Source organism: Mycolicibacterium sp. ND9-15 (assembly GCF_035918395.1).
In the GTDB taxonomy this organism is placed as follows: domain Bacteria; phylum Actinomycetota; class Actinomycetes; order Mycobacteriales; family Mycobacteriaceae; genus Mycobacterium.
This window is the reverse complement of the sequence record NZ_CP142362.1, coordinates 2233294-2257452: the sequence shown is the minus strand read 5'-3', so window position 1 is coordinate 2257452 and position 24159 is coordinate 2233294. Positions and strand designations below refer to the sequence as shown.

The following is a 24159-nucleotide window of genomic DNA, read 5'->3' as shown; positions in this document are numbered from 1 at the left end:
TCGCGCGGCCTCGGTTCGGAGTAAAGTGCTCCGCAGCGCGCGACACGGAACTCGGGTTCCGCCGTCGCGCCGGACCGGTCAAAGACACGCGCACGTCTCTACGTGGTTGGCCTGGATGGAAGGGATGCGCACGGTGTACCGAGTATTGAAACGGTTCTGGATCCCGCTACTGCTTGTGGTGGTCGTGGCCGTGGGCGCGTATGTCATCGTTCGTATCCGCGAATTGGGAGTCACATCTCCGCCAACGGCAGAAGGGTCCGGTTTCACCTCAAACTTCAACCCGAAGTACATCACGTACGAGGTGATCGGGTCCGGGGGCACCGTGAACGTCAACTACCTCGACGAACATGGTCAACCGAACCTCATCGAAAACGCCCCGCTGCCATGGTCATTCACCATTGTGACGACGCTGACGTCGATGTCGGCGAACATCATGGCGCAAGGCGACCGCGACGTCAGTGATCTCGGGTGTCGGGTGACCGTCGACGGAGAGGTGCGCGACGAGAGGGCGAGTACCGATGCAGTCAAGCCGTTCATCTACTGCTTGGTGAAATCCGTATGAGCGAGGCGCACACGAAATCTCACCGGCCACTCCTCGGTCGGATGGTTCGGGTCTTTTCGGTGCCGATCCTTTTGTTCTGGGTGCTCGTCGTGATCGGTCTGGGCACGTTGGTCCCGTCACTGGGCGAAGTCGCGGCGACCAGGTCGGTGCCGCTGAGCCCGACGAACGCGCCGTCATACAAGGCGATGCTGAATATCGGCAAGGTGTTTGAGCAGTACGATTCGGACTCCACCGCGATGGTCGTGCTGGAGGGCGAGGACGAACTCGGCGATGCCGCGCACAAGTTCTACGACGAGATCGTCGCCAAACTCGAGGCCGATCAGCATGTGCAGAACGTTCAGGACTTCTGGAGTGATCCGCTGACTGCGGCGGGCTCGCAGAGTGTGGACGGCAAGTCCGCCTACGTGCAGATCTTCCTCAACGGCTCGCAGGGCACCACCGCGAGCCACGAATCGGTGGCCGCCGTACGCGACATCGTTGCTTCGGTTCCCCCGCCGCCGGGTATCACGGCCCATGTCGCCGGCAACACGGTTCTCAATGCCGACACCAGCGTGGCTGGGCATCAGAGCATGAGGACGATGGAGATAGTGTCTGTCGCGATCATCATCACGATGCTGCTCATAATCTACCGCTCGGTCGTGACGATGCTCGTGTCCATGGTCGTCATCGGGCTGGGACTCTTTGCCGCAATGGGTGTTACGGCCGCCTTCGGCAATTTGGACATCATCGGTCTGACCCCGTACGCGGTGAGCATGGTGACGATGCTGTCCTTGGCCGCCGTAACGGATTATGTGATCTTTTTATGGGGCCGATATCAGGAGGAGAGGGCGAAAGGCCTCGATCGGGAAGAGGCGTTCTACGTTTCCTACAGTGGCACCTCGCACGTCATCCTGGGATCTGGGTTAACCATCGTCGGCGCCTTGCTGTGCCTGACGATGGCCAGGCTGCCGTACTTCCAGACCATGGGATTACCCTGTGCGATCGCGATTCTCGTGGTCATCGCCGTGGCTTTGACACTGGCGCCGGCGGTGCTCACCGTGGCGTCGAAGTTCGGACTCCTCGACGCCAAGCGGGAACTGTCGACGCGGAACTGGCGCAAGGTCGGCACCATCACCGTTCGCTGGCCCATTCCGATCATCCTGGTGACGAGCATGGTCGCCGCCGTCGGCTTCGTCAGCCTGATGACGTATGTGCCGCAGTACAACGACCAGAAGTTCACTCCCGAAGAAATGCCCGCCAACCGAGCCATGGCCGTCGCGGACCGCCATTTCTCCCAGGCCCGGATGAACCCCGAACTGTTGATGCTCGAGGCCGATCATGATCTGCGCACCCCTGCAGACATGCTCGTGATCGAACGGGTCGCCAAAGAGGTATTTCACATGCGGGGCATCGACCGGGTGCAGACCATTACCCGTCCTCTGGGCTCACCGATCGAGCACAGCAACATCCCCTTTCTGCTGGGCGCGCAGAACGCCGGCACCCTTCAGGCGGCGAAGTTCAACAACGACAACTCCGCGCAGATGCTTGAACAGGCCGACGAGATGAGCAAGACCGTCGCCAACATGGAACGCATGTACACCATTACCAAGGAGATGACCGAGACCACGCACAGCATGGTTGGCAGGACCCACGAGATGGCAGACACCACTAGTGACTTGCGCGACAGCATCGCCGATTTCGATGACTTCTTCCGCCCGTTGCGCAACTACTTCTATTGGGAGCCACATTGCTTCAACATCCCGATCTGCTGGTCGCTGCGGTCGATCTTCGACTCGCTGGACGGCATCGACACGCTCGCCCACCAGATACAAGGTCTCACCGTCGATCTTGACCGTTTAGACCAACTGCTGCCGCAGATGTTGCCGGTACTGCAGAACACCATCGAGTCGATGACGAAGATGCGCGATTTCATGTTGGCGACCTACAGCACCATGTCTGGTACTCAGGCACAGCAACAGGAACTGGCCAAAGGTGCTACGGAGATCGGCCTGTACTTCGATCAGGCCAAAAACGATGATTTCTTCTACCTGCCACCGGATGTATTCGACAACCCCGACTTCCAGCGCGGAATCGACATGTTCCTATCGCCGGATCACAAGGCGGTCCGGATGATCATCACCCACCAGGGCGACCCAGCTTCGGTGGAGGGCATCGAGCATGTCCGCGATCTCAAAGAGGTTGTCGCAGACGCTGTCAAAGGCACTCCGCTGGGGAACGCGAAGGTCTCGCTCGCGGGTACCGCATCGCTGTACTCCGACATGCAGGACGGCGTCGGAGTCGACCTGATGCTTGCGCTCACCGCGTCACTGATCCTGATCTTTTCGATCATGCTGGTGATCACCCGCAGCGTGGTGGCCGCCCTGGTGATCGTCGGCACCGTAGCCGCATCGTTGGGTATCGCATGTGGTTTGTCGGTCCTGCTCTGGCAGGACATCCTGGGCCTGGGCGTGCAGTGGATCGTGCTGCCGTTGTCGATGGTGATCCTGCTGGCCGTGGGTTCGGACTACAACCTTCTACTGGTCTCACGCCTCAAAGAAGAGATACACGCCGGGCTCAAAACAGGCATCATTCGAGGCGTCGGAGCCACCGGACGCGTCGTCACCGCGGCGGGTTTGGTGTTCGCCTTCACCATGATGGCGATGCTGGTCAGTGACCTGCGCGTGGTCGGCCAGCTCGGCATGACCATCGGTATCGGCCTGATCATCGACACGCTGATGGTGCGGGCTTTCATGACGCCCTCGATCGCCGCCGCGCTGGGCCGCTGGTTCTGGTGGCCGCTCAACACCTTTGAGATCACCAGACGTGGCCGCAGCGGACCCGAGCCAAAGCGTGCGGAGGGCCCAGGGGACACCGCACCGATCCCGCAACCCGCGGGGTCGTGAGTCAGGGTTCGCGGTGATGGCAGAGACTAAACCGAAGCTGCGCCGGCGCACCGAGGGGCGCCTGGACCGGTCGAGAGATCCCGCGATCCTCGACGCGGCGCTGGCAGCTCTCAAGGAACACGGCTACGACGCGACGAACATGAACGACATCGCCGCGCGCGCGGGGGTGGGCAAAGCGGCGATCTACCGCCGCTGGTCGTCGAAGGCCGCGCTGATGACCGACGCGCTGGTGTACTGGCGGCCCGATCTGCTCACCGACGACACCCCGGACACCGGCAGCCTCACCGGCGATCTCGAAGCGCTCATCGAACTCGCGAAACGCAACGAGGACGCGATCGTCTCCTACGACCTGATCCTCAAGGTCGCGCTCGAAGCCGTGCACGATCGCGAATTGGCCTCTGCGCTCGACGATCTGATGCTGCTGCGCGGACGGCGCATGATCTCGGGGATACTGCGGCGCGCCGCCGACCGTGGCGAGATCTCCGCCGACCGCGACTGGTCGCTGGTGGCCGACGTGACGACCGCGATGAGCCTCATGCGGGTCGTCAACGGCCAGCGCGTCGATGCGAAATTCGTCCGCGAGGTGATCGAAACCCTGGTGTTGCCCGCGACTCGCAACCCGGATCAAGGTTAGGTCTCGGCGGGACCCAGCGACGCCAGCGTGAAGACACGGACCTGGCCGGTGACCTGTGCCTGGCATTGCGACAGAAGGGGTTCGGACAACTCCTCGGCCAGGATCACCTCGATCCGACCTGCCTCACCGTCGAGCAGGACACGGATTCGATGGTCCCCACGCTCGACGGAGATCGGATGCAGCGCGTCGATGCGGTCATCGCTGTAGCGTTCGCGTGCGAAGTACTGCGCGGCCTGCACGGCATGCGGCAGCGACGTACGGCCGCGCAGGAACCGGTTGTCCAACCGGCCCTCGAAGTACCGGTGCACCAGGGCCGCGGAGTCCGTCGAGTCGACCCGTCCGTAGCAGAGCCCTTCGGGCAGGATGAGCATCGTCGCGGCGAACCGGTCACCGCCGAGATGCGAACATTCCCAAGTGAAGTCGGGATAAGCGGTCGCGATCGCGCGACATGCGCTGCGGCCCCGGACCGCGCAGCACTGATCGTGTTTACCGTGCGCGCAGATCGCGATCAGCGGATCTGCGGACAACTGCCCGTCGCTGCCGTCCAGCGCGAGCTCGAGGAAGTCCTCGGGCCCGTCGACCTCACCGTGGTGCAGTGCCTCGCTGCCCACACCGCAGTGCGCCACAAACCAACGCCACCTGGGGGTTTCGGGCCGTCGACCGTGCCGCCGGATGGCCGCGATCCGCATCCCCGCCTTCTCGATGCGGCGGACCACCGCGCGTCCGAGCTGCGGGTCGATGCAGTTCGGCGACTGCAGGAACGCCGACGACCCCCATGCGCCGCTCAGCTCGAGCAACACCCACGACGACCCGGCCGATGCGGTGCCGTACATCGGATCGTCGCGGGCCAGTGATTGGTCACTGCACGGGATTCGTTTCGCGACGGTCATTCGGCGCCGGAGGGATCGACGGTGCTCACGGGAACGAGGACGCCCTCCCGCAGCAGCCGCCGGATCAGCACCGTGGCGTCGGCGTGATCCAGCCCCGGCGTGCTCCGCGCATCCACGGCCTTCCCCAGGTGCATGGCCTGGATCGCGTCGCCGCACGCTCGGGGGAAGGTGATGGTCCGGTCCGGCAGGCGAAGCACGATCTGGTCGTCCGACTGGTCGACGGTCCCGATCAGCCCGTGGCGCCATTGCACGAGCGCGTCGGCGGCGCGATCGGCCGCCGCCAGCGACGCCAACGGGCGCACGGCGACCGGCCGCGTGCGGTCGACGTGCCGTCGCGACAACTGCGCGGCAGTACCTGCGCTCAGTGTCGCCGCGTCATCGCGCAACGACTCGACCAGCTCTGCCAGGACCTTGGTCACGGTCGCCATCGTCTCATCCGTGTCTGCGGCACCCATGGGCAGCGACGCACGGTAGGACGCGTGGGCCGCCAGCTGGTCGACGACGGCGCGGGCCACGTCGACACCGGTCACCGGCGCCACCCCGATGGTCAGATGGATCGAGGTCATCTCGAGTGCCTGCGCCGAATGCACCCAGCCGCGCGGGAGATAGAGCGCGTCGCCTTCGGAGAGCACCGTGTCGATGACCGGTGTGTCAGCGGCGCGCTTCTCGATCGCCGCGCGGTGCTGCGTCCACGGCTGCGACGGCAACGGGTGTTCGAAAACGGGCTCGTGCACGATCCAGCGCTTCTGGCCCGCCGCCTGCAGGACGAACACGTCGTGCACGTCGTAGTGCGGATCGAAGCCCCGATTGGTCGGCGGGGTGATGTAGGCGTTGGCCTGCACCGGATGACCGAGTTCGTCGACCGCCCGCCGGACGAAGTCGATGAGCGGGGGCCACAGCCGATGCAGCCCCTGCAGCACGATCGTCGCGCCGGACGCGAACTGGCTCAGCAGCTTCGCCGAATCGATTTGATCGGGCATCTCGGCGCCAAAGCCGGCCGGCCCGAGGTAGCAGTCCTTGGCCAGGACGTCGCCCTCCTTGGCCAGCCGGATGAACGGCGCGCGCACCCCGCGCTCGGCAATCAGCTCGTCGACCTTCTCGGATGACAGCAGATCGCTGAAGTCGCGGGGTAATGCGTCGGTCCGGCTGAGCAGCGGTCTGCGGCCCCAGTACTCGTCGGCGAACCGCCGGGCGTCGACCGCAACGCAGCGCGTCAGCATCGGGGCGTTATCAGGCGGTCCCGTCGGCGCCGCCGTCGTGCCCTTCGGGGTTCGAGCCGCCGTCGGCGGTGCCTTCGCCACCAGCTGTGCCGTCGGCGCCGCCGTCGTGCCCTTCTGGATTGGAGCCGCCGTCGGCGGTGCCTTCGCCGCCGGCCGTGCCGTCGGCGCCGCCGTCGTGCCCTTCGGGGTTCGAGCCGCCGTCGGCGGTGCCTTCGCCGCCGCCCGAGGTGGTGATGTCGTCATCGTCGAGTGCCATGTCGATCCCTTTCGCTGGGCTGATGCCGCATGGTGCCCAGGGAGTTGCCCCGGACGGTGCCGACGAAACAACGCGTCATTATGGTCAAGCGGTGACGATCTCCTACGACGCGTCGCTGCGCGAGCGGATCAGGGCGAACCTGTCGGGGCACGAGCGTCGCGCCGTGACCGACCCGGCCAAGCGGCATGCGGCGGTCGCGGTGGTGCTCGTCGACTCCGAGGTCGGTGAGGACCGGGTGGACCCGGCGGACGTCGACACCTGGAACGACGGGCGGGGCATGCCGGAAGCCGGCCTCGACGGCCGCATGGTCGACGTCTCGGGTGGGGCGGCCTTCTTCCTGTGCCGCAGGGCATCCCGACTGGCGTCACACGCCGCGCAGTGGGCGCTGCCCGGGGGGCGACTCGACCCGGGTGAGACGGCGGTCGACGCGGCGTTACGTGAGCTCGACGAGGAGGTCGGGGTCAGCCTGTCGGGCTCGACCGTGTTGGGCCTGCTCGACGACTACCCGACGAGGTCGGGATATGTCATCACCCCGGTGGTGATCTGGGGCGGCGGACGGCTGGAACCGCGGCCGGCGCCCGACGAGGTGGTCGCGGTGTACCGGGTTGGGCTGCACCAACTGCAGCGCGACGACTCGCCGCGCTTCATCGAGATCCCGGAGAGCCCGCGACCGGTCGTGCAGGTCCCCCTCGGCAACGACCTGATCCACGCGCCGACCGGTGCGGTGCTGCTGCAGCTTCGGTGGCTGGGCCTGGAGGGCCGGCACGATCCGGTCGACGAACTCGAGCAACCGGTCTTCGCCTGGAAGTAGAGTTTCTTCCCGCGAGTGGGGCAAGCCCCTGTCCAATTCAGCTTCAGGACACTTTTGCGTCTGCTCGTGGTGGGTAATCCGCGGATGTGCAGTGAGCGACCGCGACGAGGGACGGAGTCGGCTGTGAAGTTGGCGTTGAGTGACGAAGATGCGACGTTCCGCGAGGAGTTGCGCCGGCTCTACACCACCGAGATCCCCGAAGACATCCGCGAGCGGGGCAAGACCGGTCATTCGAACTTCCCCGACGACATGGTCGTCAGCCAGCGGATCCTCAACGCCAACGGGCTGGCCGTGCCGAACTGGCCGGTCGAGTGGGGCGGAAAGCGATGGTCACCGTTACAGCGACAGATCTGGCTCGACGAGATGCAGCTGGCCGGTGTGCCCGAACCACTGGCCTTCAATACGAAGATGGTCGGCCCGGTGATCGCCCAGTTCGGTTCGCAGGCGCTCAAGGAGCGGTTCCTGCCGCCGACGGCCAACATCGACATCTGGTGGTGCCAGGGCTTCTCCGAACCGGAGGCCGGCTCGGACCTCGCGTCGCTGCGCACCACCGCCGTGCGCGACGGGGACAGCTACGTCGTGAACGGCCAGAAGACCTGGACGACGCTCGGCCAGTACGCCGACTGGATCTTCCTGCTCGCGCGCACCGATCCCGAGGCGCCCAAGCGGCAGGCGGGCATCTCGTTCCTTCTCGCCGAGATGTCCACACCCGGCATCACGCTTCGCCCGATCGAGTTGATCGACGGCAGCTACGAGGTCAACGAGGTCTTCTTCGAAGACGTCCGAATCCCGGCCGATCAACTCGTCGGCGAGGAGAACCAGGGTTGGACCTACGCCAAGTTCCTGCTCGGCAACGAGCGCACCGGCATTGCCCGCATCGGGCTGACCAAACTGTGGATATCTGAGGTCAAGGAACACGCGGCGCGGCTGGAGGTCAACGGCAAACCGCTGTTGGCCGACCCGTTGTTCGCCGCGCGGGTCGCCGAGATCGAAACCGGGCTGCTGGCACTGGAGCTCACGCAGATGCGGGTCAGCGGAGCGGAGGCCGACGGTAAACCCAACCCCGCGTCGTCGATCCTCAAACTGCGTGGGAGCCAATTGCAGCAGGCCGCCACCGAGTTGTTCGTCGAGGTGGCCGGGCCCGATGCGTTGCCGTTCGACGCCACCGATGTCGACGTGCCCACCTGGGCGCAGGACGCCGCTCCGCGTTACCTGAACTACCGCAAGACGTCGATCTACGGCGGCACCAACGAGGTTCAGCGCAATATCATCGCTTCGACCATCCTGGGATTGTGAGCCGACCGTGGATTTCGACCTGACCGAGGAACAGCAACTACTCCGCGACGTGACTCGCGACGTGCTGTCGCGCCATGACGGCGCCCGCACCGGCGATGGGTCTGGTTGGAGCCGCGAGGTGTGGAGCCAGTTGGCCGAGGTCGGCATCCTCGGGCTGGGGTTCGACCCCACCGAGGCCGGCCAGATCGAGGCGATGGTGGTGCTGACCGAGATCGGCAGGCGGCTCGCACCCGAACCGGTCGCGCAGGCCGCGTTGGTCCCCGGCGGCCTGATCGCCGAATTGGGCAGCGACCGGCAGAAGGAGATCCTGGACGGCGTCGCGGCGGGTGAGACGCTGCTCGCGTTCGCCCACGCGGAACCCGGGACGCGGGTGCCGTCGCCCCAATCCGCTACCCGCGCCACACAAGACGGCGACGCCTGGACGCTCAGTGGGCGCAAGAACCCGGTGCTGGCCGGTGACACCGCCGACACGGTGGTCGTCACAGCGGCGTTGCCGGCCGGCGGCGTGGGGCTGTTCCTCGTCGACGGCGGGGCGGTGTCGCGGCACGCGTACCGGACCTTCGACGGCCGCGGCGGCGCGCAACTCGACTTCGACTCCGCACCCGCCGAGCTCCTCGGCGACGGGGGCGACGCGGCCGGGCACATCGCCCGCACCGTCATCCGGTTTCAGTCGGCGCTCTGCGCGGAGGCGGTCGGCGCGATGGAGGAGGCCCTGCGGCTCACCACCGAATACCTCACCAGCCGTAAGCAATTCGGTGTCCCGCTGAGCAAGTTTCAGACGCTGACGCAACGCGCCGCGGACATGTACGTCTCGCTGGAGCTCGCGCGGAGCATGAACTTCTACGCTGCGATGTCGATCGCCGACGACAGGTTCGACCCGGTAGTGGCCGCGCGGGCCAAGTTGCAGATCGGTCGGTCCGGCCGCCACATCGCGCAGGAGGCCATCCAGCTGCACGGCGGCATCGGGATGACCGCCGAGTACCCGGTCGGGCATTACGCCGCGCGACTGACGGCGATCGACAACACGTTCGGCACCGCCGACGACCAACTGCGTCTACTGATCCCGCACGTCGGCGACTACGGAACGGTGTCGCTCTAGTAGTGATTTCGGTGCGCTACCGATCGCTCACCGGTCAGGAGCGCACCGAAGTACATTCAGACCTTGGTCATCTGGCTTCCGCAGCAGACCTCTTGGTGTTGATCCGGCCTGTTGCAGGGGCATTCCTTCTCGTAGACGAGAACCGCTCCGCATTCTTTGCACTCATAGCGTTCTCCGGCGTCTCGCGACATGTCGATCTCCTCGCTTCGTGGTATCGGAAGAGTAGGCCTAAACCGACACCGCGGTGAGCTAGTTCGTCGGGGGACTTCGGTGCGCTAGTGATCGCTCACCGGTCAGGAGCGCACCGAAATCACCAAATCAGGAGCGGGCATGATGGGCGGCCTGCGCGACGCCGCGCTCGCTGATGCACACGTCGACCTGTGGAAGGGGCTGATCAAGGACACCACCGGGCCGGGCCGAGGCCCGGCAGGACTCACGGTGCCCTCGCTCGAGCGGTAGGGGCAGCGCCCCTACCTAGACTGCGAGCATGTCTTCCGCATCTGTGCCGCACGACGGTCTACTGCGGATCGAGGATTGTCTGGACGTCGACGGCCGGGTCGCGGTGCCCGCCGGGGTGAATCTGATCTCGCTCATCGACCGCAACATCGCCAACGTCGGCGATGCGCCAGCCTACCGCTACCTCGACTTCACCGGCGGCACCGAGGCGCGGGCCGCCGAACTCACCTGGACACAGCTTGGCACCCGCCTGCAAGCGGTCGCGGCGCGGCTGCAGCGGGTCGCCAAGCGAGGCGATCGCGTGGCCATCCTGGCGCCACAGGGCCTCGCCTACGTCGTCGGATTCTTCGGCGCGATCAAGGCGGGCGCCATCGCGGTGCCGTTGTTCGCACCCGAATTACAGGGCCACGCACAACGACTCGCCACCGCGCTGCGCGACTCAGCACCCTCGGTCGTCTTGACCACGGCTGCCGTGGCGGCGAACGTGCACGGCTTCCTCGCCGGCCTCGAAGGCATACCGCCACCGCGCGTCGTCGTTCTGGACGAGATCGGCGCCGACGAAGATTTCGAGGCGGTGGAACTGCGTCTCGACGACATCTCGCATCTTCAGTACACCTCTGGTGCGACGCGGCCCCCCGTCGGGGTCGAAATCACCCACCGTGCGGTCGGCACGAACCTGATCCAGATGATCCTGTCCATCGACCTGCTCGATCGAAAAGTCTACGGCCTCAGTTGGTTACCCCTCTTCCACGACATGGGCCTGTCGATGATCGGCTTCCCGGCGGTGTATGGCGGGCATTCGACGTTGATGTCGCCGACGGCGTTCATCCGCCGTCCGGAGCGGTGGATCAGGGCGCTGTCGGACCAGTCGCGGGAGGGCCGCGTGGTGACGGCGGCACCCAACTTCGCCTACGAGTACACAGCGCAGCGCGGGTTGCCCGCACCCAACGAGGACCTCGACCTGAGCAAGGCGGTGCTCATCATCGGCTCCGAGCCCGTAAGCATCGACGCGATCAACACCTTCAACGCCGCATTCGCGCCATACGGCCTGCCGCCGAACGCTTTTCGACCGTCCTACGGCATCGCCGAGGCGACGCTGTTCGTCGCGACCATCCCACCCGACGCCCACGCCGCCGCGATGTACCTCGACCGCGGGCAACTCGCCGAAGGCCGTGCCGTGGCCGTCGAAGCCGGCACTCCCGACGCCGTGGCGCACGTGTCCTGCGGACAGGTGGCGCGCAGCCAGTGGGCTGTCATCACCGACCCCGACATCGCCGCCGAGTTGCCCGACGGGCGGGTCGGCGAGATCTGGCTGCACGGCGACAACATCGGCAGGGGCTACTGGGGCAGGCCCGACGAGTCGCGCCGCGCCTTCGCCGCCCGACTCACGTCCCGGCTGTCATCGGACAGCCATGCGGAAGGCGTTGCGGAGCAGGCGAACTGGCTACGGACCGGCGATCTCGGGGTCTACCTGAACGGCGAGTTGCTCATCACCGGCCGACTTGCCGATCTGATCGTCGTCGACGGCGACCAGCATTACCCGCAACACATCGAGGCCACCGCCGAAAACGCCTCGGCGATGGTGCGGCCGGGACACGTCACCGCGTTCTCCGACGGGCGGGGCGTGGTGATCGTCGCCGAACGCGCCACCGGCACCGCCCGCAACGATCCGGCGCTGGCGATCGAGGCGATCCGCGTCGCTGTCCGACGGCGACACGGTATCCCGCTTGCCGACATCCGGTTCGTCGCTGCCGGCGCCATCCCGCGCACGACGAGCGGCAAGCTCGCTCGCGGCGCGTGCCGCACCGAGTACCTGGACGGGAAGCTGAACCGCTAGCCTCGATGGCGCAGCTTCTCGCGGACCGTATCGGCCAGGAAGCGAGCGGTCGACACCGGCCGGAAGGCGCGGGCGGCGGCCGTGAGCGCGGCTTGGGCCTCGGCACTCAGGTCGATGTCGGCGGCGGCGACGTTGAACTCGAGTTGCTCCACGCTCGACGCCCCGGGGATCGCGACGACGTTGGGCAGGCTGATGAGCCATGCCAGCGCCACCTGCGCGGGCCTCGCGCCGACCTCCGCGGCGACATCACGCAGGGTCTGCAGCAGCGGTTCGGCGCGGCGCAGGTTCTCGGTGCCGAACAGTGGGTTCATCGCACGGGCGCCGCCGCTGGGCCGGTGGTCCGGACCGTACTTCCCGCCGAGCAACCCCTGAGCCAGCGGGCTGTAGGCGATCACGATGCGGTTCTCGCGCTCCGCGAACGGCACCAGACGTTCGAGCGCCTGCGGATGGGCCAGCGAGAAGTGAACCTGGTTGCTGATCACCGGACGTCCCAGCGCGGCGTCGGCCCGCTGCCACCGGGCCAGCGAATAGTTGGACACACCCGCAGCCCCGATCACCCCGTCGTCGATCAGGTCGCGCATTCCCGGCATGATCACCGAATCGGGTACCACCGGGTTCGGCTGGTGGATCTGATACAGCGGGATCTTCTGCAGCCCCAACCGCTGCGCACTGGCCTGCGCGCGCTGCTTCACCACCGCCGGGAACGGGGCGACCGGGAACACCTTGCTGGCCACCGCCACATCGGCGCGCGCGTCGCCGAGCGCCTCCCCGAGGATCCGCTCGCTCTTGCCGAACCCGTAAATCTCGGCGGTATCGAACAGCGTGACCCCCAGGGCCAGCGACCGCTGGACGATCTCACGGGCCGGACCGGCGGCGTAACTGTCGCCGTAACCCCATTCCCGGGAGCCGAACTGCCAGGTCCCCAGCCCGATACGGCTGACTCGGCCGACTCCGTCGACGTCTAAATACTTCATGAGGGTCACGGTACTGACCTATCGGACTGGTTTTGCACCCCAGATGCCGGGGTATGTGAGGCGAGCTGAAGACAGTCGGCGTGGACACCAGCTTGAAAGGCGTAACGCATGCTCGAGTTCATCTGCCCCACCTGCGGGCATTTCAGCCTGGAAGAAGCCGTGTGCGAGTCCTGCGGTCACGTCTGCGACACCGACCTCGCGATGGCTGGATGACAATGTCCCTACATCCGTTCGATGTGGTCATGGCGTCGACGAGGCTGTACTCGTCGCTTCCGGTGGTCGGCAAGCACCTCGAACCGTTCGCCGGCCTGACCGCGATGGCGATGTACGGCCACCATTATGCGCCGGCAGCGCTGCGGGGCATGGTCACGCGCCGGTTGGGCGCCGACCCTGCGGCCGCCGCGCCAGCCGATGTCGCCGATCAGACCGTCTCGCCGCAGCGCGGTCGCCAGACACCGCCGTACCTGCGGTTCCGTGCGCAGCGGCAGCGTTGCCTGTATCGCAGCTCCGTGCGGTACGGGGACCACCCCACCCAGCTGCTCGACGTGTGGCGGCGACCCGATCTGTCGCCGGATGCGCCGGTGCTGCTGTTCGTGCCCGGCGGCGCCTGGGTGCGGGGCTCGCGCGTCATGCAGGGCCACACGATGCTGCACCACCTGGTCAAGCAGGGCTGGGTGTGTCTGACGATGGCCTACCGCGTGTCGCCGGTGCACCGCTGGCCCCGCCATATCGCCGACGTCAACGCCGCGATCGCATGGGCCCGGGCCAACGTCGACAAGTTCGGCGGCGACCGGAGCTTCATCGCGGCCGCGGGCTGCTCGGCGGGCGGGCACCTGGCTACGCTCGCCGCCCTGACTCCCGGGGACCCGACGTTCCGCGGTGAACTGACCGAAGACGCCGACACCTCGCTCGACGCCGTCGTCGGCATCTACGGACGCTACGACTGGCAGGACCGTTCGACCCCCACGCGCAAGAACTTCCAGAACTTCCTGGAGCGAGTCGTCGTCGGGCGCAACCAATCTCGTCATCCCGACATCTTCACCGCGGCGTCGCCGTTGGCGCGCATCCACGCCGACGCACCACCGACTCTCCTCATCCACGGTGAGCAGGACACGATCATCCCGGTCGGCGAGGCGCGGGACTTCGGCGAGGCACTGCGCGCGGTGTCACGAAACCCGGTCAGCTACAGCGAGATACCGCGCGCCGGTCACGGGTTCGACCTCGTGGACTCGTCGCATGCGCGGCGGCTCGCCGTCGAGGTGAGCACGTTCCTCGCCGACGTCCGTGGCCGCCAGCTCCAGGGTGAAACGGCCGCCGCTGTCTGACGTCTCTCACCCGCCGCGAGCGACCGCAGAACGTCGCCCGCGTGCGGCGTGTCGCTGTGCAGACCCGGACGCTCGCGGAATTTTTGGCCGGCGGGATGACTTCGCCGGCCGCCATCCGTTCTAAGGGCAGGAAGCTGTCGAACAACGGAAGGCTCATCATGAAGATCGTCGTCATCGGCGGAACCGGCCTCATCGGTTCGAAGTTGGTGCAGATCCTGGACGAACGCGGGCACGAAGCGGTCGCGGCCGCCCCCTCGACCGGCGTCAACACCTTCACCGGCGAAGGTCTGCGGGAGGTCATCGGCGGCGCCGCGGTAGTCGTCGACGTGTCGAACTCGCCGCGACTCGACGACTCGGCCAAGGAGTTCTTCCGTACGGCCACCACGAATCTGCTCATGGCGGAGAAGGACGCCGGCGTCGGCCACCACGTCGCGCTGTCGGTCGTCGGCACCGATGAGCTGGCCCCGCAGAGCGGTTACTTCCAGGCCAAGCTCGACCAGGAACGGCTGATCAGCGACGGGCCGATCCCGTACACGATCGTGCACGCGACACAGTTCTTCGAGTTCCTCCAGACACTGGCCGACTCGGCCACCGAAGGTGACACGGTGCGGATGCCGCCGGCGTACTTCCGGCCGATGGCCGCGGCAGACGTCGCGGAAGGGCTCGCCATCGCCGCGGTGAACGAGCCGGCGAACCGCATCGTCGAGATCGGTGGACCGGTGGAGTTCCTGCTGCCCGACCTGATCCGCGGTGCGCTGGCCACCCGCGGCGACAGCCGCCAGGTCGTTGCCGATCCCGTCGCGAAGTACTGGGGCATCGACCTCGGGGAGCGCACGCTTGTGCCCGGTGCGGAGGCCACCCTTTTCGATACCCGGTTCGAGGACTGGATCCTCGACGCGGCCGCCAGGGCCTGACCGGACCATAGACCCACCACCGCATCGGTCGCTACGATTCAAGATCGGACCGGGGTCATTCGTCGACGGCGACCGTCGAGGTCCACCCAACACGTGCGGTGGTGTCAATGTCAGGTCAGGGTGGAACGCAAGGCCTCCGCGGCCGTGCCCACGAGTGCGAGACGCTGCGAAACCTGGTCTCGGCCGTGCGATCCGGCAGTAGCCAGATGCTGATCCTGCGTGGCGAGGCAGGCGTCGGCAAGACCGCCCTGCTCGACTACGTCTGCGAGGCGGCTTCCGGATTCAACATCGTGCACGTCGCCGGGGTCGAGTCCGACATGGAACTCGCCTACGCCGGCCTGCAGCAACTCTGTGCGCCTCTGATGGCTCACCTCGATGCCATCCCCGGCCCCCAGCGCGACGCCCTCGACGTCGCCTTCGGGCGCGGCATCGGCGAGACGCCGGACCGCTTTCTGGTCGGCCTCGCGGTATTGAGCGTGCTGGCCGCGGCGGCCGACGAACAACCCGTGCTCTGCATCGTCGACGACGCGCAGTGGCTCGACCAGGTGTCGGTGCAAACGCTCGGCTTCATCGCGCGGCGATTGCTCGCCGAACCCGTCGCGCTCGTCTTCGCCGTCCGGGACCAACCCGAACTGCTGGCCGGCCTGCCCGAGTTGCCGATCGGGGGCCTGTCCGACACCGACGCCCGAGAGCTGTTGGAATCGGTCATGTTCGGCGCCATCGATCCGCGGGTACGCGACCGCATCGTCGCCGAGACCCGCGGCATCCCGCTGGCCATCGTCGAGGTGCCGCGCAGCGTGTCGGCCACCGAGCTGTCGGGCGGGTTCTGGATCTCGGGTAAGCGCTCCTCGACGGCGGCGGTCGAACAGGGCTTCGTCGGCCGGATCCAGTCGCTGCCGCGTCCGACCCGGCAGCTGCTGCTCCTCGCCGCCGCGGAACCGATCGGCGACGCCGCGCTGTTCCTACGCGCCGCAGCGCAATTGGGCATCGCGGTCGGCGATCTCGCGCCCGCCGAAGCCGACGGATTGATCGAGTTCGGTCCGCGGATGCGGTTCCACCATCCGCTGATCCGCTCGGCCGCTTACCGCGCCGCCGACCTGGGCGACCGCCGTGCCGTCCACCGGGCTCTGGCGGCTGCGACCGATCCGGAGGTCGATCCCGACCGACGGGCGTGGCACGCCGCCAACGCGGCGAGCGGACCCGACGAGGCCATTGCCACCGCGTTGGAGGATTCGGCGGCGCGGGCGCAAAAGAGGGGCGGGATAGCGGCAGCGGCAACGTTTTTGGAACGGGCCACAGCGCTGACGTCTGATCCGGCGCTGCGCGGAGCCAGGGCGGTGGCGGCTGCTCACGCCAAACGTGACGCCGCGGCACCGGAGGCGGCGCACGAGTTGCTCGCAATAGCCGAACTCGGCCCGCTGTCGGACGTCCAGCAGGCTCTCGTGGCGCGGTTGCGTGCGCAGATGGACTTCGTCCGCAGCAGGGCGGGTGAAACCGGTGCGCCGCGACTGTCGGCGACCGCGCCGCCGCTTCTGGATGTCGCCCGCCGCCTGCACGGCATCGACGGATATTCGTCGAGGGAGAGCTATCTCGAGGCGATCGCGGCACTTATGTACGCAGGACGCCTCGGGGATCGTCATGCGCTCATGAAAGCCGCCGAGGATGCACGAACCGCATTGGAGGATGTCTCGGACCTGCCGCGCCCGATCGACCATCTGCTCAAGGGAATAGCGGAACGGATCACAGGCGGGGTCGGGCACGGTTGTGCAGCGTTGCGGGCGGCGCTCGAAGCGATGTGTGAACGGGCGGACTCCGATGACGGCGTAGTCGGACGTTGGCTGAAGGTGCCGGGATTTGCGATCCTGCAGGAATCGTCGGCTCACGAACTGTGGGACGAGCGGATCCTGTTCAAACTGTCGACCGCCACGGTGCGCTGGGCCCGCTCCACCGGGGCACTCGCCGGCCTGCCGCGAGCACTCATCTACCGCGCAGGCGTACACACCATCACAGGCGAATTCGCGACGGCCGAACAACTTCTCGAAGAGGCCGCGTCGATCAGCGCGGCCACCGATCAGAACTCTCCGGTGCGGTACCACTCGGTGCTGCTGGCGGCATGGCGGGGCGACGCCGCGGAGGCGGGCCGGCTGCTCGAAGGCGCCGCGGCGGACGGGGCGGCCAGGGGCGAGGGGCGGCTGCTCGGGCTGACGGGCTACGCCACCGCGGTGTTGTACAACGGCCTCGGCCGCTACGAGGAAGCGTTCGCTGCTGCCCGAGCCGCATGTGACTACGACGACTTCGGAATTCACGGGTGGTGCCTGTTCGAGCTCGTCGAGGCGGCGACACGCACCGGGGCCGATGATACGGCCAGGCGCGCTGTCGACCGGCTCGCGGAGCGGGCGGGTACCAGCGGCACCGATTGGGGTCTGGGCGCACTGGCCAATGCGCAGGCGATGCTGGCCGACGGCGACGAGGCGGACCGCCTCTTCACCGAAGCCATCCAACGGCTGCGCCGCGCCCAGATCGTCGTGCACCTGGCGCGGACTCGACTCCTGTACGGCGAATGGCTGCGACGCGGCAACCGGCGCGTGGACGCACGACGTGAACTCACGGAAGCGCACGAGACTTTCAGCCGGATCGGCGCACAGGCCTTCGCTGAACGCGCGCGCCGCGAATTGGTGGCCACCGGAGAGAAGGTGCGCCGACAGCAGTCGAGCGCGGGCGGCGGGGAGTTGACGGCTCAGGAAGCGCAGATCGCCGGTCTCGCCGCCGAGGGTCTGACGAATCAGGAGATCGGCGCCCAACTGTTCATCAGCACCCACACCGTCGAGTGGCATCTACGCAAGGTGTTCGTCAAGCTCGGGATCACCTCGCGACGGCAGCTTCGCACCCTTACGTGGGCAGGCTGATTCTGCGCAGGCTTCGTAAACCCTGACAGACTACGGGCTTTCCAGGGTTCGAGGGTGTTCGTTTATCGGGAGGCTCTAGGTAGCAGCCAACGAGGCTGCGATCAGGAGGCAGGCCAGCGATGAACGTCTACGACGCAGTCACCAGCAGGCGCGCGGTGCGCGGATTCACCGACGGACCCGTCCCCGAAGACGTCCTGCGGCGGGTGCTCGCTGCGGCGGCGTGGTCGCCGTCGGGGTCGAACCTGCAACCGTGGCGCATCTATGTCGTCACCGGGGAACCGCTGGAGCGGCTCAAGAAGCTCGCCACCACTCGTGCGGCGGCCGGTGACCCCTGGGACGAACGCGAATTCGAGCTGTACCCGACCGAGTTGAAGCCTCCGTACAGCGAGCGCAGAGCACAGTTCGGCAGGGAGCGCTACAGCGCGCTCGGCATCGCGCGCGACGACTGGGAGGCCCGCCAGCGCGCGGCGATCGCCAACTGGGACTGCTTCGGCGCGCCCGCCGCCCTGTTCTGCTACATCGACCGCGACCTGGGAAGGCCGCAGTGGGCGGACGTCGGAATGTACCTGCAGTCCGTGATGTTGCTGCTGCGCGACGAAGGGCTGCACAGTTGCCCGCAGATGGCGTGGTCTCAGGTCCGCAAGACGGTCGCCGACATCGTGCAACCGCCGGACGAGCTCATGCTTTTCTGCGGCATGTCGATCGGCTACGAGGATTCCTCCGTCGGCTATGTGCGAACCGGGCGGGCCCCACTCGAGGAGACGGTCACCTTCATAGGCGACTAGGGCGTGTCTGATAAATGGGGTAGCCAGAGGGTGATGGCGCGTAGGACTGCTGCGCCGCGGTAGACGATGGCGAGTTTGTCGTAGCGGGTGGCCAATCCGCGCCATTGCTTAACGACGTTGAAGTTGCGTTCAACGACGTTGCGGCCCTTGTAATCCTCGGCGTCGAAAGCCGGTGGTCGTCCGCCGCGCGATCCTCGCCGCTTGCGGTGGGCGATCTGATCGGACGGTTCGGGAATCACTGCGCCGATCCGGCGCCGGCGGAGTCGAGTGCGGGTCACGCGGCTGGAATAGGCCCGATCCCCGCGGACGCGATCGGGACGAGTACGCGCTCGGCCACCGCGGCGGCGGTCCACTTTCAAGTGCGCGAGCAAATGCTCGAACACCGGCCCGTCGTGGGCTTGGCCAGGGCCCACAAGCACCACCATGGGTCGTCCTCGGCCGTCGACGAGGTGATGGATCTTGCTGGTCAGCCCGCCGCGTGAGCGACCGATACCGTGGTCAGCCGGCTCGACGCCCGGATTCGTGTAATTCGACCCAGCCCCCTGTGTGGCGGGTGACGTTCGTGGCGTGCTGATGGGCGCGCGCAATCGTGGAATCCACGGCCACCGCCCAATCGATGATCCCGGCCTCCTCGGCGGCGGCTAGCAACCGCGCCAACACGCTGTCCCAGGTGCCATCGGCACTCATCCGTCGATGCCAGGTCCAGATCGACTGCCACGGCCCAAACGCCTCGGGAACATCACGCCAGGCGATTCCACACCGATACCGATAGATGATCCCCTCCACCATCGAGCGGGCATTCTGGAAAGGCCTGCCCCGCTTGCCCGTCCGCACTGGCAACAGATCCTCGATCAACGCCCACTGGGCATCGGACAACAACTCGAATCGCGACATCCCTCAAGCTTCAGGCACAGCACCCAAAACCTTTGTCAGACACGCCCTAGCCGTCCCGCGCCGAACGTGCGGTCAGTGCGAGAATCAGCGCCCATTTTCGCAGTGATCGCACGCTCGACGGCGTAACCACCTAACCACCACGGACTACGGATGACGGACTACGGGTTTTCAAGGGTCCGCTTTCAGCCGGTTTGCGCGAGCGTGAGTTGTAACACCTGCGACTCGAGGAGATCTGATCATGACCGTCACCGCCCTTCCCGCGCGGACCACACCGGACCCGGAGCTCGCCGAGCGGTTCTCGCGCGAGGCCGGCCCGCTGTTCGGCGTGCTTGCCCGCGGCGCGCGCCGACTCGTCCGCAACGACGCCGACGCCGAGGACCTGCTGCAGGACACCTTTCTGCACGCCTACGCCGGCTTCGCCTCGTTCCAACAGGGCAGCAACATCAAGGCGTGGTTGTTCCGCATCCTCTACAACCGGTGGGTGAGCGCCCATCGAGCCAAACAGCGTCGCGTTGACGAGGTTGCGGCCGACGACATCACCGAACACGACTTGCTCGATAGCGCTGCCCGCCAACCCCGCGGGCTGCGTTCGGCCGAGACCGAAGTGCTGGACCTCCTACCCGACAGCGACATCACGGCTGCGATGGCCGCGATGCCCGACGGCTTCGGCGAGGTCCTGTTCTACGCCGACGTCGAGGGCTACACCTACGCCGAAACCGCGGAAATTCTCGGCATTCCGGTGGGCACCGCGATGTCACGTGCGTCCCGGGCCAGGAAGCGGTTGCGAATCGCGCTGGCGCACCTTTCCCAAGATCGCTCCGAAGCCATCGAAGACTGCATCGCGTAACACAGGAGGCCGCAATGGAATTGGCATACCAGAACGCTCTGATCACTGGAGGAACCGCAGGCATCGGCCTGGCGTGTGCGCGGCTGTTCGCGCGAGAAGGCGCCACGGTCATCGTCACGGGGCGGGATCCCGAGCGGGGCAAGCACGCGGCAGCCGGAGCCGACGGCAACGTGCGATTCGTCCAGGCCGACCTTTCGAACACGGAATCGGTGCAGGCTTTACTCGACGAGGCAGGTGCCGTCGACATCCTGGTCAACAACGCCGCCAGCTTCCCGGCGGCGCTGACCGTCGACCAGCAGCTCGGCGCGTTCGAGCGGACCTTCGACACCAACGTTCGCGGCTTGTACTTCCTGGCCGCAGGCCTGGTATCCGGGATGCTCGAGCGCGGCCACGGAGCGATCGTCAACGTCACCACGATGGTCGCGTCGAAGGGTGTGCCGGGGGCGGGCGTGTACAGCGCGTCCAAGGCGGCCGTGGAGTCGCTCACCCGTACCTGGGCCGCCGAGTTCGGGCCCGGCGGCGTCCGCGTCAACAGCGTCGCGCCGGGACCCACGAAAACCGAAGGCGTCGAGGCGGAATGGGGCGAGACCAACGAGGAACTCGGCCGCTCGCTACCGCTGGGCCGCACCGCGCGACCGCAGGAGATCGCGGAAGCGGTGCTGTTCCTCGCCTCGCCGCGCGCGAGCTTCATCACCGGTTCGGTGCTGCACGCCGATGGCGCCGGCTAGGCGGTCTGAGCAACAGAAGGAGATAACAATGACGAAAAGCTACGACATGTCCTGGGAAAACGCGTTGACGGTTGTGCAGGAAGTGCAGCCGCCGTTCATCCCCGAAGGTGCGCATGCGATGACGGTCGTTGTCGACTACCCCCCGGGGAGCGCGGGCGCGCCGCCGCACCGGCATCCCGGCGGCCCCGCCTTCGGCTATGTGCTGGAAGGGGAGATGCTGTTCGAACTCGAAGGGCAACCGCCGCGTGTGATCCGGGCCGGCGAGGCGTTCTGGGAACCCGGCGGCGACGTCGTCCACTACTCCGACGCCAACAACCGCGACGACATGAGGTGCCGCTTCACCGTGACGATGCTCTGCGTTCCGGGACAACCGATGTTGGTGCTCGTCGACAACGCTGAACTCGAAGCGCGCAAGCACCTGCGGGTGCCTGCCGATCCGATAGCCACTGTGGGGGAGTGACTTCGGATGCGGTAATTGCACGCCGTGTTCCTGCAGACCGCTGACCCACCGGCCGCGAGCGGCCGCAAAATGTCAGCTGAAACCGGCGTGCCGCTGCACAAACACGGACGCTCGCGGATTCTTCGGGCCGGGATGCGGGTATCTCCTATCCACGCGACCAAGGAGGAAACGATGGCGAAAGATCACGGTTCCAGCGTCAAGAACGACAAACAGTACGAGGGTTTGCGCAAGAAGGGCATGAGCAAACCGCGCGCAGCGGCGATCGCAAACTCGCCGGGCTCGTCCAGCCGTGGTGGCAAAAATTCCGGCGGCGGTAAGAAGTCCGCCGGATCCAAGAAGAGCTGACGATGACTTTCGGCCGCTGAGTCGGTAGGGGCCGCCAGCAGGAGGGGCAGGATTCGCCCGAGGGGTGGCCGCAGCGGCGACGTATTCGGGTTGGCTGGACTCGCCCGCCATCGCGCGCGGGCGTAGGGCCCGCCGCCGACGCGGCGTCGAAATAGCATTCCTGGTCGCGATATCGCGGTCGCAACAGCCACGGCTTCTCGTTGGCGGATAACGCGGATAAATTGTGCCGCGCCGCGGTGGCATCCTGGCTGCATGGAGTCGGTATGGGCCTGATCTTCCGCCTGGCCGAGTTGCTTATCGTGCTCGTCCCGCTCGCCGGCGTGCTCTACGGCGGATACCGGGCGTTCAGCGCGGCTCGCGCACGACAGGACACTACATCCGACCAGCTGCCCGCGGGTCCGCCGCCCCGCGTGAACACCGCGGCGACCTGGCAGGCGATCGCCCGGGCGGTGAAGGCGCACGACCGCACCGACACCCGGTGGCTCGAGTACGAACTCGACGTCGCCAAGCTGCTCGACTTCCCGCTGATGACCGATATGCGCGACCCGCTGACCGAGCGGTTCCACCGAACCAAGTTGCGGGCGGACCTGCTGCGGCCGGCGCAGGCCGAGGACCTCGTCGACGACGGCGACGCCGCTCGCGAGTACGTCGATGCGGTCACCGATTACGTGACCGCCTTCGACGCCGCCGAGAGCGAGGCGGTCCGGCGTCGACGCGGCGATTTCTCGGCGCAGGACCAGCAACGCATCGCCCGCGCCCAGAGCATGCTGCGCGTCGCCGCCGACACCGCAGCCACGCCGCAGGAGCGGGAGAAAGGCTACGAGCTGGCCCGCCGCGAACTCGACGGGTTGATCGTGCTGCCCGAGCGCGCCCGCGCCGCGATCGAGCGTGGTATCGCCGGCGAACTCGACGGCTGAGCTAAACGCCGCGCCGCAGGAACTCTGACAGCACCGCGCACATTTCCGGGATCGCCTGCCGAGCGATGACCTCGTAACCATGTGTGCTCAGCGTGGGTAGGCATAGGAGGCCGGCGCGCGGCGTGAGGGCGCTGGCCTTCGAGTGCGACGCATCGGATTCGAACGCGCCGAGCACCGCCGGCTGGGGTGAGAATCCGAGGTCGTTCGCGATTTCGAGCAGCGTGTCGGCCACGACCTTGTCGTAGATGGTCTCGGCGTCGCTGTACGCGACGATCGGGCCACCGCTGCAAGTGGTGCCGTACTCCGCCTCCGTCGGGCCCACCTCAAGCGCCAAAGTCAGATCACCCGGCAGCATGTGGCTGGCGTACGAGCCGCCGATACCGCCGATCTCCTCGCTCGTGGTGAACACCAGATAGGTGTCGCGGGCGGGGCGCTGGTCGCTCGCGGCCAACCGGCCGGCGACATCCAGTAGGGCAGTCACCGCGGCACGGTCGTCCATGAAGTAGCAGCCGATGTAGTCGGAGCCGACGTCGATGAGCGTGCGCTTGCTCCGGTGCACGCATGCCCGGGTGCCGGGCCGGATTCCTGCGTCGGCGAGATCGTCGGGTGTGTGGCCGGTGAACACGTACACATGCGTCCAGTCCAGCGCTTTGTCGCCCTGGTCCGGTTTGGTCTCCCAGATCCGCGGGCTCTCCTGGGTGGTGTGTTCGGAGCCGAGTGTCAGCACGCCGCAGACGGTCCGCTGGTCGCCTAGGACGTCGACCGGTCCGAGTCCGAAATTGCCGGGGTACATCGTCCCCAGCGGCGTCATGTGCAGCGTGCCGTCGGACTCGATCCGCTTGACGATCATCGACAACTCGTCCATGTGCGCCATCACCCGCGCGGCTTGCGCTTCGCTGTCCGCGCCGCGGATGAGGCCGACCACGTTGCCTGCCTCGTCGACCCACATCTCGTCGGCGTGCGGCTTCAACTCGCGAAGGCAGATCTCCCGCACGGCGTCTTCCTGGCCGCACGGACCGTAGGCGTAAAGCAATTCCTGAAGTAGGTCGCGGTGCGGGGCGTCGTCGGTCGTCATAGATCTTGATATTGCCCCGACACCGCCGGGCTAATCTCGGCGCGCC

At 66.9% G+C, this 24159-nt stretch carries 23 protein-coding genes and 1 pseudogene; 18 read left to right on the top strand and 6 right to left on the bottom strand.

The window, feature by feature from the left end; genetic code table 11:
- Positions 1–133 precede the first annotated feature (133 nt).
- From QGN32_RS10990 to QGN32_RS10980, 3 genes are read left to right on the top strand one after another with little or no spacing between them, the layout of a single operon-like run.
- Entirely contained in the window at positions 134–562 is a 429-nt protein-coding gene (locus tag QGN32_RS10990; RefSeq protein ID WP_326548591.1) for an MmpS family transport accessory protein, read from the top strand.
- The gene (locus tag QGN32_RS10985; protein ID WP_326548590.1) at positions 559–3444 is read left to right on the top strand and encodes an MMPL/RND family transporter; all 2886 of its coding nucleotides are present in this window, start codon (positions 559–561) and stop codon (positions 3442–3444) included. Before QGN32_RS10990 ends, QGN32_RS10985 begins: the two co-directional genes overlap by 4 nt.
- Positions 3445–3460: 16 nt before the next feature.
- Positions 3461–4078 (top strand): TetR/AcrR family transcriptional regulator, encoded by a 618-nt coding sequence (locus QGN32_RS10980; protein WP_326548589.1) that lies wholly within the window; start codon positions 3461–3463, stop codon positions 4076–4078.
- Here the strand turns inward: QGN32_RS10980 and QGN32_RS10975 are convergent.
- Genes QGN32_RS10975 through QGN32_RS10965 form a run of 3 tightly spaced genes read right to left on the bottom strand, consistent with a single transcriptional unit; the run spans position 4075 to position 6444 of the window.
- A complete protein-coding gene (locus QGN32_RS10975) occupies positions 4075–4968 on the bottom strand; it encodes a ferredoxin family protein (RefSeq protein ID WP_326548588.1) in 894 nt (297 codons plus the stop codon). The two genes, QGN32_RS10980 and QGN32_RS10975, sit on opposite strands and share 4 nt — an antisense overlap.
- The gene (locus tag QGN32_RS10970; RefSeq protein WP_326548587.1) at positions 4965–6188 is read right to left on the bottom strand and encodes a cupin domain-containing protein; all 1224 of its coding nucleotides are present in this window, start codon (positions 6186–6188) and stop codon (positions 4965–4967) included. Before QGN32_RS10970 ends, QGN32_RS10975 begins: the two co-directional genes overlap by 4 nt.
- Before the next feature lie 10 nt (positions 6189–6198).
- Positions 6199–6444 carry a BatC protein gene (locus tag QGN32_RS10965; protein ID WP_326548586.1) on the bottom strand — a complete coding sequence of 82 codons (246 nt, stop codon included), beginning with the start codon at positions 6442–6444 and terminating at the stop codon, positions 6199–6201.
- Between the two features lie 91 nt (positions 6445–6535).
- On the opposite strand from QGN32_RS10965, the gene QGN32_RS10960 reads away from it, so the two are divergent.
- The 5 genes from QGN32_RS10960 to QGN32_RS10940 all read left to right on the top strand — a co-directional run bounded on the left by QGN32_RS10960 (position 6536) and on the right by QGN32_RS10940 (position 11943).
- The gene (locus QGN32_RS10960) at positions 6536–7255 is read left to right on the top strand and encodes an NUDIX hydrolase (RefSeq protein ID WP_326548585.1); all 720 of its coding nucleotides are present in this window, start codon (positions 6536–6538) and stop codon (positions 7253–7255) included.
- Between the two features lie 123 nt (positions 7256–7378).
- Positions 7379–8551: an acyl-CoA dehydrogenase family protein gene (locus tag QGN32_RS10955; protein ID WP_326548584.1), complete on the top strand. Its 1173-nt coding sequence runs from the start codon at positions 7379–7381 to the stop codon at positions 8549–8551.
- A 7-nt stretch (positions 8552–8558) separates the two neighbouring features.
- Positions 8559–9650, top strand: coding sequence for an acyl-CoA dehydrogenase family protein (locus QGN32_RS10950; RefSeq protein ID WP_326548583.1), 1092 nt, complete (start codon positions 8559–8561; stop codon positions 9648–9650).
- Positions 9651–9980: 330 nt separating this feature from the next.
- Positions 9981–10109 carry a hypothetical protein gene (locus tag QGN32_RS10945; protein ID WP_326548582.1) on the top strand — a complete coding sequence of 43 codons (129 nt, stop codon included), beginning with the start codon at positions 9981–9983 and terminating at the stop codon, positions 10107–10109.
- A gap of 28 nt (positions 10110–10137) precedes the next feature.
- The gene (locus QGN32_RS10940; protein ID WP_326548581.1) at positions 10138–11943 is read left to right on the top strand and encodes a fatty acyl-AMP ligase; all 1806 of its coding nucleotides are present in this window, start codon (positions 10138–10140) and stop codon (positions 11941–11943) included.
- Here QGN32_RS10940 and QGN32_RS10935 read toward each other — a convergent pair.
- Positions 11940–12917: an aldo/keto reductase gene (locus QGN32_RS10935; RefSeq protein WP_326548580.1), complete on the bottom strand. Its 978-nt coding sequence runs from the start codon at positions 12915–12917 to the stop codon at positions 11940–11942. The two genes, QGN32_RS10940 and QGN32_RS10935, sit on opposite strands and share 4 nt — an antisense overlap.
- Before the next feature lie 209 nt (positions 12918–13126).
- Here QGN32_RS10935 and QGN32_RS10930 point away from each other — a divergent pair, with 209 nt between their 5' ends.
- The 4 genes from QGN32_RS10930 (at position 13127) to QGN32_RS10915 (ending at position 18847) form a co-directional block, all read left to right on the top strand.
- Entirely contained in the window at positions 13127–14242 is a 1116-nt protein-coding gene (locus tag QGN32_RS10930) for an alpha/beta hydrolase fold domain-containing protein (protein WP_326548579.1), read from the top strand.
- A 158-nt stretch (positions 14243–14400) separates the two neighbouring features.
- Complete coding sequence (locus QGN32_RS10925; RefSeq protein WP_326548578.1) at positions 14401–15156, top strand: SDR family oxidoreductase; 756 nt, start codon at positions 14401–14403, stop codon at positions 15154–15156.
- A gap of 107 nt (positions 15157–15263) precedes the next feature.
- The gene (locus tag QGN32_RS10920; protein WP_326548577.1) at positions 15264–18062 is read left to right on the top strand and encodes an ATP-binding protein; all 2799 of its coding nucleotides are present in this window, start codon (positions 15264–15266) and stop codon (positions 18060–18062) included.
- Between the two features lie 119 nt (positions 18063–18181).
- A complete protein-coding gene (locus QGN32_RS10915; protein WP_326548576.1) occupies positions 18182–18847 on the top strand; it encodes a nitroreductase in 666 nt (221 codons plus the stop codon).
- On the opposite strand, the gene QGN32_RS10910 is transcribed toward QGN32_RS10915, so the two are convergent.
- Positions 18844–19741 (bottom strand): IS5 family transposase gene (locus QGN32_RS10910; RefSeq protein WP_326548575.1). Its coding sequence is split into 2 segments (ribosomal slippage): positions 18844–19396 and positions 19395–19741, totalling 900 coding nucleotides; the frame shifts between segments, so codons are not numbered across the junction. The two genes, QGN32_RS10915 and QGN32_RS10910, sit on opposite strands and share 4 nt — an antisense overlap.
- Before the next feature lie 238 nt (positions 19742–19979).
- On the opposite strand from QGN32_RS10910, the gene QGN32_RS10905 reads away from it, so the two are divergent.
- From QGN32_RS10905 to QGN32_RS10885, 6 genes and pseudogenes are all read left to right on the top strand, one after another.
- Positions 19980–20588 (top strand): sigma-70 family RNA polymerase sigma factor, encoded by a 609-nt coding sequence (locus QGN32_RS10905; RefSeq protein WP_326548574.1) that lies wholly within the window; start codon positions 19980–19982, stop codon positions 20586–20588.
- Between the two features lie 14 nt (positions 20589–20602).
- Positions 20603–21316 (top strand): SDR family NAD(P)-dependent oxidoreductase, encoded by a 714-nt coding sequence (locus tag QGN32_RS10900; RefSeq protein WP_326548573.1) that lies wholly within the window; start codon positions 20603–20605, stop codon positions 21314–21316.
- A gap of 28 nt (positions 21317–21344) precedes the next feature.
- Entirely contained in the window at positions 21345–21776 is a 432-nt protein-coding gene (locus tag QGN32_RS10895; protein WP_326548572.1) for a cupin domain-containing protein, read from the top strand.
- Positions 21777–21800: 24 nt separating this feature from the next.
- Positions 21801–22121, top strand: coding sequence for a DUF7218 family protein (locus tag QGN32_RS10890; protein ID WP_326548571.1), 321 nt, complete (start codon positions 21801–21803; stop codon positions 22119–22121).
- Between the two features lie 29 nt (positions 22122–22150).
- Positions 22151–22239 (top strand): annotated as a pseudogene (locus tag QGN32_RS24280) (DUF899 domain-containing protein); the annotation flags it as partial.
- Between the two features lie 145 nt (positions 22240–22384).
- Entirely contained in the window at positions 22385–23038 is a 654-nt protein-coding gene (locus QGN32_RS10885) for a hypothetical protein (RefSeq protein WP_326548570.1), read from the top strand.
- A gap of 1 nt (position 23039) precedes the next feature.
- Here the strand turns inward: QGN32_RS10885 and QGN32_RS10880 are convergent, their stop codons facing one another.
- A complete protein-coding gene (locus QGN32_RS10880) occupies positions 23040–24113 on the bottom strand; it encodes a M42 family metallopeptidase (protein WP_326548569.1) in 1074 nt (357 codons plus the stop codon).
- Positions 24114–24159: the final 46 nt, after the last annotated feature.

Bases quoted from the DNA above. Each gene is read 5' to 3' on its own strand.
- QGN32_RS10980 (WP_326548589.1), top strand. From the start codon at position 3,461: ATGGCAGAGACTAAACCGAAGCTGCGCCGGCGCACCGAGGGGCGCCTG.
- QGN32_RS10930 (WP_326548579.1), top strand. From the start codon at position 13,127: ATGACAATGTCCCTACATCCGTTCGATGTGGTCATGGCGTCGACGAGG.
- QGN32_RS10885 (WP_326548570.1), top strand. From the start codon at position 22,385: ATGGGCCTGATCTTCCGCCTGGCCGAGTTGCTTATCGTGCTCGTCCCG.
- QGN32_RS10920 (WP_326548577.1), top strand. From the start codon at position 15,264: ATGTCAGGTCAGGGTGGAACGCAAGGCCTCCGCGGCCGTGCCCACGAG.
- QGN32_RS10970 (WP_326548587.1), bottom strand. From the start codon at position 6,188: ATGCTGACGCGCTGCGTTGCGGTCGACGCCCGGCGGTTCGCCGACGAG.
- QGN32_RS10880 (WP_326548569.1), bottom strand. From the start codon at position 24,113: ATGACGACCGACGACGCCCCGCACCGCGACCTACTTCAGGAATTGCTT.
- QGN32_RS10940 (WP_326548581.1), top strand. From the start codon at position 10,138: ATGTCTTCCGCATCTGTGCCGCACGACGGTCTACTGCGGATCGAGGAT.
- QGN32_RS10900 (WP_326548573.1), top strand. From the start codon at position 20,603: ATGGAATTGGCATACCAGAACGCTCTGATCACTGGAGGAACCGCAGGC.
- QGN32_RS10895 (WP_326548572.1), top strand. From the start codon at position 21,345: ATGACGAAAAGCTACGACATGTCCTGGGAAAACGCGTTGACGGTTGTG.
- QGN32_RS10965 (WP_326548586.1), bottom strand. From the start codon at position 6,444: ATGGCACTCGACGATGACGACATCACCACCTCGGGCGGCGGCGAAGGC.
- QGN32_RS10975 (WP_326548588.1), bottom strand. From the start codon at position 4,968: ATGACCGTCGCGAAACGAATCCCGTGCAGTGACCAATCACTGGCCCGC.
- QGN32_RS10925 (WP_326548578.1), top strand. From the start codon at position 14,401: ATGAAGATCGTCGTCATCGGCGGAACCGGCCTCATCGGTTCGAAGTTG.
- QGN32_RS10985 (WP_326548590.1), top strand. From the start codon at position 559: ATGAGCGAGGCGCACACGAAATCTCACCGGCCACTCCTCGGTCGGATG.
- QGN32_RS10915 (WP_326548576.1), top strand. From the start codon at position 18,182: ATGAACGTCTACGACGCAGTCACCAGCAGGCGCGCGGTGCGCGGATTC.
- QGN32_RS10945 (WP_326548582.1), top strand. From the start codon at position 9,981: ATGATGGGCGGCCTGCGCGACGCCGCGCTCGCTGATGCACACGTCGAC.
- QGN32_RS10935 (WP_326548580.1), bottom strand. From the start codon at position 12,917: ATGAAGTATTTAGACGTCGACGGAGTCGGCCGAGTCAGCCGTATCGGG.
- QGN32_RS10905 (WP_326548574.1), top strand. From the start codon at position 19,980: ATGACCGTCACCGCCCTTCCCGCGCGGACCACACCGGACCCGGAGCTC.